The sequence below is a fragment of the Pseudomonas sp. 2,4-D genome, from assembly GCF_030418155.1.
GTDB classification, from domain to species: domain Bacteria; phylum Pseudomonadota; class Gammaproteobacteria; order Pseudomonadales; family Pseudomonadaceae; genus Aquipseudomonas; species Aquipseudomonas alloputida.
The window spans coordinates 200,484-213,523 of sequence record NZ_JAUHUI010000003.1; the positions used below are offsets into that span (position 1 = coordinate 200,484).

Annotated in this window: 9 protein-coding genes; 8 read left to right on the forward strand and 1 reads right to left on the reverse strand. The window is 60.2% G+C overall.

The window, feature by feature from the left end; all coding sequences use genetic code 11:
- The first annotated feature begins 17 nt into the window (after positions 1-17).
- From QYE47_RS04785 to QYE47_RS04800, 4 genes are all read left to right on the forward strand, one after another.
- Entirely contained in the window at positions 18-1,121 is a 1,104-nt protein-coding gene (locus QYE47_RS04785; protein ID WP_080557792.1) for an efflux RND transporter periplasmic adaptor subunit, read from the forward strand.
- Positions 1,118-4,210 (forward strand): efflux RND transporter permease subunit, encoded by a 3,093-nt coding sequence (locus tag QYE47_RS04790; RefSeq protein WP_014590914.1) that lies wholly within the window; start codon positions 1,118-1,120, stop codon positions 4,208-4,210. The genes QYE47_RS04785 and QYE47_RS04790 overlap by 4 nt, the downstream gene beginning before the upstream one ends.
- 72 nt (positions 4,211-4,282) lie before the next feature.
- The gene (gene fabF / locus QYE47_RS04795; RefSeq protein ID WP_041166966.1) at positions 4,283-5,575 is read left to right on the forward strand and encodes a beta-ketoacyl-ACP synthase II; all 1,293 of its coding nucleotides are present in this window, start codon (positions 4,283-4,285) and stop codon (positions 5,573-5,575) included.
- On the forward strand, positions 5,572-6,810 hold the full coding sequence (locus tag QYE47_RS04800) for a multidrug effflux MFS transporter (protein ID WP_014590912.1): 1,239 nt from the start codon (positions 5,572-5,574) through the stop codon (positions 6,808-6,810). Before fabF ends, QYE47_RS04800 begins: the two co-directional genes overlap by 4 nt.
- 152 nt (positions 6,811-6,962) lie before the next feature.
- On the opposite strand, the gene QYE47_RS04805 is transcribed toward QYE47_RS04800, so the two are convergent.
- Positions 6,963-7,946, reverse strand: a complete 984-nt coding sequence (locus tag QYE47_RS04805; protein WP_019438170.1) for a TerC family protein — start codon at positions 7,944-7,946, stop codon at positions 6,963-6,965.
- An 803-nt stretch (positions 7,947-8,749) separates the two neighbouring features.
- Here QYE47_RS04805 and QYE47_RS04810 point away from each other — a divergent pair.
- The 4 genes from QYE47_RS04810 to QYE47_RS04825 all read left to right on the forward strand — a co-directional run bounded on the left by QYE47_RS04810 (position 8,750) and on the right by QYE47_RS04825 (position 12,962).
- A complete protein-coding gene (locus QYE47_RS04810) occupies positions 8,750-9,130 on the forward strand; it encodes a hypothetical protein (RefSeq protein WP_014590910.1) in 381 nt (126 codons plus the stop codon).
- 111 nt (positions 9,131-9,241) lie between these two features.
- Positions 9,242-9,769: a (2Fe-2S)-binding protein gene (locus QYE47_RS04815; RefSeq protein ID WP_014590909.1), complete on the forward strand. Its 528-nt coding sequence runs from the start codon at positions 9,242-9,244 to the stop codon at positions 9,767-9,769.
- Positions 9,766-10,767, forward strand: coding sequence for a xanthine dehydrogenase family protein subunit M (locus QYE47_RS04820; RefSeq protein WP_014590908.1), 1,002 nt, complete (start codon positions 9,766-9,768; stop codon positions 10,765-10,767). The genes QYE47_RS04815 and QYE47_RS04820 overlap by 4 nt, the downstream gene beginning before the upstream one ends.
- Positions 10,764-12,962 (forward strand): xanthine dehydrogenase family protein molybdopterin-binding subunit, encoded by a 2,199-nt coding sequence (locus QYE47_RS04825; RefSeq protein WP_070383940.1) that lies wholly within the window; start codon positions 10,764-10,766, stop codon positions 12,960-12,962. The genes QYE47_RS04820 and QYE47_RS04825 overlap by 4 nt, the downstream gene beginning before the upstream one ends.
- The last annotated feature ends 78 nt before the right edge of the window (positions 12,963-13,040 follow it).

Here is a 13,040-nt window from a genome sequence, read left to right on the forward strand (position 1 = left end):
TTTGAGAAAGGGATCCCATGCGCCTGCGTCCTGCCGCCATAGTCGGTTGCTTACTCCCACTCGCCCTTGTCGCTTGCGGGAACTCTTCACCTGGAAAAGACCCGAGAGACACACCGCCGGTCGTGAAAGCGGTCTCAGTACAGGACGCGTCAGCCCTTGCACGTTCGTTTTCCGGAGTAGTGGTCGCTCGCACACAGAGTGACCTCGGCTTCCGAGTATCCGGAAAAATCTTGCAGCGCCTGGTCGATACCGGACAAACAGTCAAACGCGGTCAGCCCTTGATGCGCCTGGATCCGGCGGATCTGAATCTGCAGGCGCGCGCGCAGCAAGAGGCAGTGACTGCTGCTCGGGCACGGGCCAAGCAGACCAGTGACGACGAAGCTCGCTATCGAGGGCTGGTGGCCGAGGGCGCGGTCTCGGCATCGTCCTACGACCAGATCAAAGCTGCGGCTGATGCCGCCAAGGCGCAACTCAGTGCCGCGCAAGCTCAGGCTGACGTTGCCAGGAACGCCACTGAATATGCGGTCTTGCTAGCCGACGCCGATGGTGTGGTGATGGACACGCTGGCCGAACCGGGCCAGGTCGTCAGTGCTGGTCAAGCGGTTGTAAGGCTGGCCAGGGCCGGGCAACGAGAAGCTGTCGTCTACTTGCCAGAAACACTCCGACCTGCGCCTGGCTCGACTGCGCTCGCCACGCTATTTGGCAAGCCTGCGCAGGCCGTACCCGCCAAACTGCGCTTGCTTTCGGATGCAGCAGACCCCATCACGCGCACATTCGAAGCCAGGTACGTGCTCACTGGGCCTTTGGCGAGCGCGCCACTGGGTGCAACCATTACGCTTGAGATTCCGGATACCGATACGGATTACGGAGCTAAGCAGATACCCATCGGCGCGCTCTTTGACCCGGGTAACGGAGCAGGGGTTTGGGTGATAGCTGGCCAGCCGGCCAAGGTGTCATGGCGCGCGGTGGAAGTGCTTAGTGTCAGTGACGAAAAAGCGGTCGTGAAGAGTGACCTGCACGCTGGCGATCGGATCGTGGCACTGGGTGCGCATCTGCTGCGCGATGGCGTCGAGGTCATGGAACAGGCTCAAACAGCTCAGGTCATGGGGCACCAACCATGAGCCAGCTTCGTTTCAACTTATCGGCGCTCGCAGTACGCGAGCGAGCGATCACCCTCTTCCTGATTGTGCTGATCGCCTTCGCCGGCACGCTGGCCTTCTTCAAGCTGGGCCGAGCAGAAGATCCGCCCTTCACCGTCAAGCAGATGACGGTTATCACTGCCTGGCCCGGCGCCACTGCGCAGGAAATGCAGGATCTGGTGGCCGAACCGTTGGAAAAACGCATGCAAGAGCTGCGTTGGTATGACCGTACCGAAACCTACACCCGGCCTGGGTTGGCGTTCACGATGGTATCGCTGCAAGACAAGACCCCACCTTCGGCGGTTCAGGAGGAATTTTACCAGGCCCGCAAGAAAGCGGGTGATCAGGCCAAGCTCATGCCAGCGGGCGTCATTGGCCCAATGCTCAATGATGAGTTCTCGGACGTGACATTTGCGGTCTACGCGCTCAAAGCCAAAGGCGAACCGCAGCGCCAGCTGGTACGCGACGCTGAAACACTGCGCCAGCAGCTGCTGCACGTGCCGGGCGTCAAGAAGGTCAATATCATCGGGGAACAGGCTGAACGGATATTCGTGTCCTTTTCCCATGACCGCCTGGCCACGCTCGGAATCACGCCACAGGACATTTTCTCGGCCCTTGACAACCAGAACGCCCTGTCACCGGCGGGCTCGGTCGAAACACAGGGGCCACAAGTGGTGGTCAGGGTTGACGGCGCCTTCGATCAACTGGCAAAGATTCGCGAAACCCCTGTAGTCGCCCAGGGCCGCCCCCTGAAACTGTCGGATGTGGCCGACGTTGAACGTGGCTATGAAGACCCCGCGACGTTCCTGGTGCGTAACGATGGCGAGCCAGCCTTGCTGCTTGGCATTGTCATGCGCGAAGGCTGGAACGGCCTCGACCTTGGCAAAGCCCTGGAGGCCGAAACAGCCAAGATCAACGAAGGCATGATCTTGGGCATGACGCTCAGCAAGGTCACCGATCAGGCGGTGAACATCACGTCCTCCGTCGACGAGTTCATGATCAAGTTTTTCGTTGCCCTGCTGGTCGTGATGCTTGTCTGCTTCCTCAGCCTGGGCTGGCGTGTCGGCGTTGTCGTCGCAGCCGCGGTGCCATTGACACTGGCGATCGTATTCGTAGTGATGGCCGCAACAGGCAAGAATTTCGACCGGATTACGCTGGGTTCGCTCATCCTGGCCTTAGGGTTGCTGGTCGACGACGCGATCATCGCCATCGAAATGATGGTCGTGAAGATGGAAGAAGGTTACGACCGCATCAAGGCTTCCGCATATGCCTGGAGCCACACGGCAGCCCCCATGCTGTCTGGCACATTGGTTACCGCCATCGGATTCATGCCTAACGGTTTCGCCCAGTCCACTGCCGGCGAATACACCAGCAACATGTTCTGGATTGTCGGCATCGCCCTGATCGCATCCTGGGTGGTGGCGGTAGCGTTCACCCCCTACCTGGGCGTGAAGTTGTTGCCTCGGATCAAGACGGTTGAAGGTGGTCATGCCGCTATTTACAACACCCGTCATTACAACCGATTCCGCGCGTTGTTGGGCTGGGTGATCGCACATAAATGGCTCGTGGCAGGCACCGTGGTTTCGACATTTGTGGCCGCCGTGCTTTGCATGGGATTGGTAAAGAAGCAGTTCTTCCCGACCTCAGACCGGCCCGAAGTGCTTGTGGAGCTGCAGATGCCTTATGGCACCTCCATCGAACAGACACATGCCACTGCGATCAAGGTGGAGTCCTGGCTACGTCAGCAAGAGGAGGCAAAGATTGTCACCACTTACATCGGCCAAGGCCCGCCCCGCTTCTTCCTGGCAATGGCCCCTGAGTTGCCCGACCCGTCCTTTGCCAAGATTGTCGTCCTGACCGAAAACCAGGGCGCTCGTGAGGCCCTCAAGCTTCGTCTTCGGGAGGCGGCCTCCGAAGGTCTGGCACCCGGCGCTCAAGTGCGGGTAACACAACTGGTATTCGGGCCCTACTCCCCCTACCCGGTCGCCTATCGGGTGATGGGCCCGGATGCCTCGCAACTGCGCCAGATTGCAGCACGCGTCCAAAGCGTGCTGCAGGCGAGCCCCATGATGAAGACCGTCAATACGGACTGGGGCCCGCTTGTTCCCACGCTTCACTTCTCCCTGAATCAAGATCGCCTGCAGTCGGTTGGCCTGACGTCCGCCTCGGTGTCGCAGCAGCTTCAGTTCCTGCTCACCGGTGTGCCGATCACGTCGGTCAGGGAAGATATCCGCTCTGTGCAGGTTGTAGGGCGTGCCGCTGGCCAGATCAGACTCGATCCTGCCCAGATCGAGAATTTCACCCTGGTAGGCTCGAACGGTCAGCGCGTTCCGGTTTCGCAGATCGGTGATGTGAGCATTCGCATGGAGGACCCCATCCTCCGTCGCCGGGACCGAACGCCCACCATGACAGTGCGGGGTGACATCGCGGAAGGGCTGCAGCCGCCTGATGTGTCCACGGCGATCTGGAAAGACCTCCAGCCCATCGTCACGCAGCTGCCTGCGGGCTACAAAATCGAAATGGCAGGCTCTATCGAGGAGTCGGCCAAGGCCAGCCAGGCTATCGTCCCTCTCCTGCCTATCATGATCGCCCTGACTTTGTTGATCATCATACTGCAGGTGCGCTCTATCTCGGCGATGGTCATGGTGTTTCTGACTTCACCGCTGGGGTTGATCGGCGTAGTACCCGTATTACTGCTGTTCGGCCAACCGTTCGGCATCAACGCGTTAGTCGGCTTGATCGCGCTCTCCGGGATTCTGATGCGCAACACCCTCATCCTGATCGGGCAGATTGACCACAACCAGCTTGAAGGACTTGCGCCCTTCGACGCCGTGGTCGAGGCCACAGTGCAACGCGCACGCCCGGTCTTGCTCACGGCATTGGCAGCCATCCTGGCCTTCATCCCCCTCACCCATTCGGTGTTCTGGGGCACCTTGGCCTACACCCTGATCGGAGGCACGTTCGTGGGCACGATCATGACCTTGGTGTTCCTGCCGGCAATGTATTCCATCTGGTTCAAGATCCGCCCCAATAGCCGCATTGCCAAGCCAGAAGCTGCACACCGCGCCTGAGTAGCCATTGCCTTCAACCCGTGCGCGCCCGATGCAATTCGAGGCGCGCTCATGATCCAACGAGAGGTCGAAATGACTCACAACGTTATTCAAAAGCGCATCGTGGTGACCGGCACCGGCGTTGTCAGCCCGCTGGGCTGCGGCGTAAAGGAAGTATGGCGTCGATTGCTGGCTGGGCAGTCCGGGATTCGCGCGCTTGCTGGCGATGTCGTCGAAGGCACTGGCGTGTCAGTGGGCGGCAGCGTGCCCACATTGGCCGAGGATGCCGTGGCAGGCTATCAACCCGAGCGGGTCATCCACGCCAAGGAACGCAAGAAGATGGATCGGTTCATCGAGTTTGCGCTGGTAGCAGCGGATGAAGCATTGCAGCAAGCCGGCTGGCATCCCGAACGTCAGGCTGAACGCGCACGCACCGCCACCATCATCGCATCAGGCGTCGGAGGCTTCGGCGCCATCGCAGAGGCGGTGCGCACCACTGACGCACGTGGCCCTCGCAAGTTGTCGCCCTTCACGGCGCCATCGTTCCTGGCCAATATGGCAGCGGGTCATGTCTCCATACGCTACGGTTTCGAAGGCCCACTTGGGGCACCCGTCACAGCGTGCGCTGCGGGGGTGCAGGCCATCGGCGACGCCGCTCGGCTCATCAGAAGCGGCGAAGCGGATATCGCGATCTGCGGTGGCGCCGAAGCGGCAATCGATCGCGTGACGCTAGGCTGCTTTGCGGCTGCACGAGCGCTCAGCACGGGCTTTTCGGATAGCCCTGAGCAAGCCTCCCGTCCTTTCGATAGCCAACGGGACGGATTTGTCATGGCTGAAGGGGCTGGCTTGCTGGTGATCGAGTCGCTGGAACATGCGCTGGCCCGTGGCGCCAAGCCCCTGGCCGAACTGGTCGGCTACGGAACGAGCGCTGATGCCTACCATCTGACCGCTGGTCCCGAAGACGGGAGCGGTGCCATGCGTGCCATGCAACTCGCGCTGCAACAGGCGTCGGTAGCGCCTGGGGACGTGGACCATATCAATGCGCATGCGACTTCGACCCAGGTTGGCGACAAGGGTGAACTTGCAGCGATTCGCGCCGTATTCGGTAGCGGCAGCGGCGTGGCGATTACATCGACCAAATCGGCCACCGGCCACCTCTTGGGGGCGGCAGGCGGTGTCGAAGCCATTTTCACGGTGTTGGCGCTGCAAGATCAGATCGCTCCACCAACGCTCAACCTGACTCAGGTCGATGATGCTGCGCTTGGCCTTGACCTGGTTGCACGAGTAGCCCGTGAAATGCCCATCGAATATGCCTTGTCCAATGGTTTCGGATTCGGTGGGGTGAACGCCAGTGTGCTGTTCCGTCGCTGGGAGGCCAACGTATGAACAGCCAACTCGAAACACACGCCAACGAAGCTGATGGCGATGCTCAGAAGGCCAACGTCCTGACGGCCAAGGTCATCCTGTTACTGGCAGCACTCGCTGCCATCAGCAACTTGTCCACCAATATCATCCTGCCCGCTTTTCCTGAAATGGCCCGACAGCTCAACGTCTCATCCCAGGAACTCGGGCTGACGCTCTCCAGCTTTTTCATTACGTTCGCCTTCGCCCAATTACTGGTAGGGCCGCTTGCCGATCGCTATGGCCGCAAGCGGTTGGTAGTAGGTGGGCTTATGATTTTCGTGGTGGGTACGTTTTGGGCGGCTAACGCCACCACACTCGACATGCTGATCCTCGGACGGGTAATCCAGGCCGTTGGCGTGTGTGCCGCCGCGGTTCTGGCCAGAGCCATCGCTCGCGATCTCTATGAGGGTGAGAACCTGGCACGCGCGTTATCGCTGACGATGATCGCTGCCGCCACAGCGCCAGGCTTCTCACCTTTGATCGGCAGTATGCTGAACACCACTTTGGGTTGGCGCGCACTTTTCATAGCCGTCGGCATGTCGGCAATCCTTATCGCGCTGTTCTACCTCAGAGGGATAGGTGAAACCCTTCCTGCCCATCGTCGGGTGACTCAATCAGTACCTGCGATCCTGATCGCATACGGCAAACTGGCGTCCAACCGCCTCTTCATTTTGCCCGCACTCGCGACCAGCCTGCTGATGAGCGGCTTATTCGCCTCGTTCGCCGCTGCGCCGTCAATCTTGATGGAAGGCATGGGGCTCAGCTCGCTCCAGGTGGGCCTGTATTTCGCGGCAACTGTCTTCGTGGTCTTTGCCGCTGGCTTGGCTGCTCCTCGCCTGGCTCACCGTTGGGGTAGCCGCGCCATTACTTTGTCAGGCCTCGCGACTGCGTGTACGGCAGGTGCATTGCTGCTGGTCGGCCCAAGCAATCCAAGCTTGGGCTGGTACTCATTGTCGATGGTGCTTTTCCTATGGGGTATGGGTATTGCCAATCCGCTGGGAACGGCCTTGACCATGACACCGTTCGGGAAAGAAGCAGGACTGGCGTCAGCCCTTTTGGGGTTCCTGACCATGGCGATCGGAGCAGTGTCGACCTGGATGGTTTCCACGCCGAAGTTCCCCACGATTGCCGTCCTGGGAGCTACTCAAACCTCGGTGTGCGTTCTGGCAATGGTGCTTTTCGCTTGGTATGTCAAACGAAAGGCAATAGTCAGGTAGGAGTATGTCTGCATGAGGTTTGCTCCTGCTTCGCCTGGGATGTGCAATATCAACTGCATGGCCTGGGCAGCACCGGAGGCGACCGCCTTCACGCCTTGAATCCTGGGCGATCCGGTCATCGCGCTCACGCAGCAGCCAGCGGCCGTAATTATTCAAGAAGCATTAGCGGACGCTCGGGTTTTCCAAAGCGAAAGCAACACGCCGCCAATCAGCAGGCCGATTGTAATGCTCAACGATATTTCGGCTGGCACTTTACCCACAATGTCATGAAGGAAAATTTTCGAGCCGATAAAGACAAGCACCAGAGCCAGCGCATATTTAAGGTAAACAAAGCGACTGATCATGGCAGCCAATGCAAAATAGAGCGCTCGCAAACCGAGAATGGCAAAGATATTCGACGTATAAACGATGAACGGATCCTGTGTGATAGCAAAAATCGCAGGCACGCTATCAACAGCAAATACCAAGTCTGCACCCTCAATCAAAATAAGTGCAAGGAAGAGCGGTGTCACCCATAGAATTCTTTTTCCTGACGCATCGGGCAAGCGAACCACAAAGCGTTGACCGTGCAATTCTTTGGTGATGCGTAGGTGGGTGCGCAGGTAGTTGACGAAACGGTTGTTTTCCAAGTCAGGCGCATGATCGACGCGAGCGAATAGCATCTTGACCCCGGTGAAGACCAGGAAAGCGCCAAAACAGTAAAGTATCCAACTGAACTGGGCGATGAGCGCAGCCCCTAGGCCGATCATGATAGCCCTCAAGACGATGACCCCCATGATCCCCCAAAACAATACTCGGTGCTGGAACTCCCGAGGAATGGCCAGGAAGCTGAATATCAGCGCAATAACGAAAACGTTATCCATTGACAGGGATTTTTCAATCAAGAAACCTGTCACATAGTCCATGCTGGCGTCGCTGCCTTTCTGGAAATACACCCAGACCGCGAACAGAAGGCCCATACTGATGTAGCCCGCAGACAGCAACAAGCTCTCTTTGACTCCAATCTCCCGATTCCCGCGATGGAGCACACCTAAGTCAAGCGCCAACAGTGTTAGCACAACAGCGAAAAAGGAAAGCCAAAGCCAGAGATCAGTACCAAGAACCTCTTGGTTCAGATACACACTAAGGGCAGACATGAGCCCCTCCTGTATAGTCGTAGTTGAACAACTATGACTCCGACATGGCGGCATAACCGTCAGAGGGGCCCGGCGTCACGAAGAAAGAATTTATCGGGCGCGAGTAGGCCGCAAGTAGAAAACATTTACAAATCGTGTCCATGACAAGCTAAAACGCTTGCAGTGAAAAACTAACTTCGCACACCTGTTTGCACCAGCCTCATCGGTGCCCCGCACGTTATCAACGCCTTCATTGGAGCAAAGCGCCGCTCGCTCGCGTCGACCTGATGCAGCGCCTTCCGTCGGTCAGAAGGCACCCTCCCACGCACGCCAGGCCGAACATAGGGTGAACAATCCAAAAAGGCGTTTCACCATGACACCAGCAAAACCTTTTACGTTAATGCTTGCACTTTGCCTGGGCTGCGCTTCAGCACTTGCTTCGGCCGCCACAGACCTGAACCATCAGCGCGCCCCAGGCATGCAATCGAACGACAATGGACAAATGAACGGCCAAGGCGGAGCGACTGGCTCGGGAACACCCGGCGATGGCATGGGTACGGGTGATGGCGGCACTGACGACAATGGGACGGACAATACCGGCGGTGACGGTACCGACAGCGGCTCGGGAACCGGCAGTCATGGCTCTGGTAGTAGCGGCACAGACGCGGGTGGTGGTAGCAGTGGCTCAGCCGGAAGTGGATCTGGCGCAGGTTCCGGCAGTTAGCTGAAAGGGCCGATCGACACGGATCACCCGTCCATCACCGGGTGCGTCAGTTCTGTCCTGGTTTTCAACGGTTCATGCTACCCACGCAGGAGGAAATACCATGCCACGCGGGGACAAAGACAAGTACACGGACAAGCAGAAACGCAAGGCCGAGCACATCGAGCAATCTTACGAGGACAAGGGCGTGGGCAAGGATGAAGCCGAAGCGCGCGCCTGGGCCACCGTCAACAAACAATCGGGTGGCGGTGAAAAGCACGCAGGCTCGGGAAGCAGGACACCGTCGCACGTGAAGAAGACCGCACGCTCGGATTCGGCCAAGCGCGCCGCTGAATCTCGCCAGGGGCATTCGCGGACGTCGCACGCGTCGCTGGAATCGCAAAGCAAGGAAAGCCTTATGAAAGAGGCTCGCAGCAAAGACATCAAGGGGCGCTCGACCATGACCAAGGCCCAGTTGGTGGAAGCCCTACAAAAACACGGGTGACGGCCAGATGTGATCGGCAACTTGGCAAGCCGGCTGAACGTTTGCTCAACCGGCCCGGTCGCACAACAGAGACGCAGCCGGCTGCGCGAACCCTGACCGTGAGGACCTACCATGAGCGCGATCTCTCCCAATGGGGCTGTAGAACACCCCATCGGCCTGACCCTGAATGGTCAGCGCCTGACACTGCAGGTGAATCCCTGGACCACACTCCTCGACCTTCTGCGCGAGCAGTTGGACCTGGTCGGCACCAAGAAGGGTTGCGACCATGGCCAGTGCGGGGCCTGCACGGTGCTGCGCGATGGCAAGCGCGTCAATGCCTGCCTGACCTTGGCCATCATGTGCGACGGGGCCGAACTGGTGACCATCGAAGGGCTTGCCAGCGGCGAGGTTCTGCACCCCGTGCAGCGTGCATTCATTACCCACGATGCTTTCCAGTGCGGTTACTGCACCCCGGGACAGATCTGCTCCGCAGTCGGACTTGCCCGCGAAGGGCGCGCCTACACCCGCGAGGCCATTCGCGAACAGATGAGCGGCAACCTTTGCAGGTGTGGTGCATATAGCAACATCGTCGCTGCGGTGGAAGAAGCCCTACCGTTGATGACGGACCTGGCCCCGCCACAACGAGGGCCGCATCCATGACGCCTTTCAGCTACCACAAGCCCGCATCAATCAGCGAAGCCGTGAGCCTGGCTGACGCCAGCTCGCACTTCATTGCCGGCGGCACCAACCTCGTCGACCTGATGAAAGAAAACGTGGTTCGCCCCAAGCGCCTGATCGACATTTCCGGCCTTGGGCTGAACGGCATCCACCCCACGTCGAACGGTGGCTTGTGGGTCGGTGCATTGGTAAGCAACGCCGACCTGGCCTGGCACCCGATGATCGAGCAGCACTATCCATTGCTGTCGGACGCCATCCTGGCTGGGGCATCACCGCAGTTGAGGAACATGGCCAGCACCGGTGGCAACTTGCTGCAACGCACCCGTTGCTACTACTTCTACGACACCGGCACCCCCTGCAACAAACGTGAACCCGGCAGCGGATGCCCGGCGCGTACAGGCTCGAACCGTATCCACGCGATTCTTGGTGCCAGTGATGCCTGTGTCGCGACCCATCCCTCGGATATGTGCGTGGCATTGGCAGCGCTCGAAGCCGTGGTGCATGTGCAGGGGCCGCGCGGAGAGCGCCAAATACCTTTTGCGGCATTCCATCGCCTCCCCGAGGACACCCCGGAGCGAGACAATCAGCTGGCAGTCGATGAACTGGTGGTCGCCATCGAGCTGCCGCCCCCGGTGTTCGAAAAACATTACCGTTATCTGAAAATTCGCGACCGCGCCTCCTACGCGTTCGCGCTGGTGTCGGTCGCCGCAGCCTTGAGCTTTGATGGCCAGGTGATCCGGCAAGCTCGCCTGGCGCTGGGCGGCGTTGCCCACAAGCCGTGGCGAGACCCGGTTGTGGAGCGGATGTTGGCCGGCCAGACGCCTAGCGAAGCGCTGTTCACCCAGGCCGCAAAAACGTTGCTGCAAGGTGCAAAACCTCTGAGCCACAACGGTTTCAAGGTCACGCTCGCGCAACGTGCAATTGTGCGGGCATTGGATGACGCGGCGCGCCGCGCCGCTGACGGAGGGACACGAGCATGATCAAACCCACACCGGTAGCCGGCACGTCCCTGGACCGCGTAGACGGCGTGGCGAAGGTCACCGGGCAGGCGCGTTACGCGGGCGAATATCCCGAAGTAGGCCTGCTCCATGGCAGCGTGGTGTCCAGTACCATCGCCCGAGGTCGGGTACTCAACATCGACAGTACACAGGCGATGCGCGTGCCCGGGGTGATCGCTGTGCTTGATCATGGCCATCGTCCACATATTTCCAGTTATGACGACGACTACAGCGACGCCGACGCCGCGCACGGGGCGCCGTTTCGGCCCTTGTTCGATGATCGAGTGCTCTACAACGGTCAACCGTTGGCGCTGGTGGTTGCCCATACCCTCGAGCTGGCCCGGTATGCAGGTTCGCTGATCAGGATCGAGTATGCCGAGGAGGCCCACCAGACCGACCTTGGCGCATGCCAACAGTCGCATGCAGCACCCGCCAAGACACCGGCGCCGCGTGGTGACTTTGCCGCCCAGTTTGCCGGTGCCCCGGTGCAGGTGGATGCCACCTACCTGACAGCCAACGAGTACCACAACCCGATGGAGCCCCATGCGTCAACCGTACTCTACAAGGGCGACGGCACGCTGGAAATCCACGACAAGACCCAAGGCACGCAAAACTGCCAGGACTACTTGCACAAGGTGTTTGGCCTGCCCAAGGCAAACATCCGCGTGCGCGCGGCATTCGTCGGCGGTGCCTTCGGCTCGGGCTTGCGCCCGCAGTACCAGTTGCCGCTGGCAGTGATGGCGGCGTTGCACCTGCAGCGCTCGGTGCGCGTCACGCTGACCCGCCAGCAGATGTTCACCTTTGGCTACCGGCCCCGCACCGAGCAGCGCCTGCGCCTGGGTGCTGACGCAAACGGGCAGTTGCTGGCGATCGCCCACGATGCGCTTGGCCAGACCTCTCGCTTCGAGGACTTCACCGAGCACGTGGTGGAATGGAGTGGCATGCTCTACCAGTGCGACAACGTTGCCCTCAGCTATCGCCTGGCCTCGCTCGATGTGTACACCCCGCTGGACATGCGTGCGCCTGGCGCCGCGTCGGGGATGATTGCCCTGGAATGCGCCATGGATGAGCTTGCCTGTGCAGCGCAGATTGACCCGCTTGACCTGCGCCGGCGCAATTTCGCCGCCAGCAATGCCAACGAGGGCAAGCCCTACTCCAGCAAGGAACTGCTGGCGTGCTACCGGCAAGGTGCCGAACGTTTTGGCTGGCAAAACCGTAATCCGCAACCGCGCAGCATGCGCCATGGCAACCAGCTGGTCGGCTGGGGCATGGCCGGCGGCGTCTGGGAAGCCATGCAGATGAAGGCCAGCGCCAAAGCGCGCTTCGATGCCCAAGGCCACCTCACCGTCTGCAGTGCCACCACCGATATCGGGACCGGCACCTATACCGTCATGACGCAGATCGCAGCCGACGCGGCTGGCGCCAGGGTGCAGGATGTCACCTTCGTGCTGGGTGACTCTTCACTGCCCACCGCACCGCTACAGGGAGGTTCGTTCACGGTGTCGTCGGTCGGCTCGGCCGTGCGCCAGGCCTGCCAGGTACTGCGCACCAAAGTGCTGGAACATGCACGCAAGATGTACCCCCAAGTGGCCAGCACGGCCCGGGAGCAGATCATTTTCGCCGATGGCTACCTGCACGCGGGCAGCCATCGCCTGGCCTTGGCGGACATCATCGCCAGCGCCCCGGAAGGTGAGTTCGAAGTGCAAATCGACGCCGAGCCCGGCGCCAGGCGCCAACCGTTCTCCACCGCCACGCATTCAGCGGTATTCGTGGAAGTTCACGTCGACGAGGACCTTGGCACAATCAAGGTAGTACGGGTAGTCAGCGCCGTAGCGGCCGGACGGGTAGTCAACCCGAAAACCGCACGCAGTCAGATTTTGGGAGGCGTGGTCTGGGGGGTGGGTATGTCCCTGCACGAAGCCGCGTTGACCGACCATCGGCTGGGCCGCGTGGTCAACCACAACCTGGCGGAGTACCACATCCCGGTCAACGCAGACAGCGGGGATATCGAAGTCATCTTCGTTGAAGAGCACGACGACATCGTCAACGAACTGGGGTCCAAGGGCGTGGGCGAAATCGGCGTTGTCGGGGTGGCAGCCGCGGTGGCCAACGCGGTCTACCATGCCACGGGCAAGCGTGTGAGGGAGTTTCCGATCACGCTCGACAAGGTGCTGTGACTGGGCGGGGGACAAGGCTCCAATTCCATTCGAGCCATCGAGATATCGATGGGAACTGAGGCCCCCATCGCATCGCCT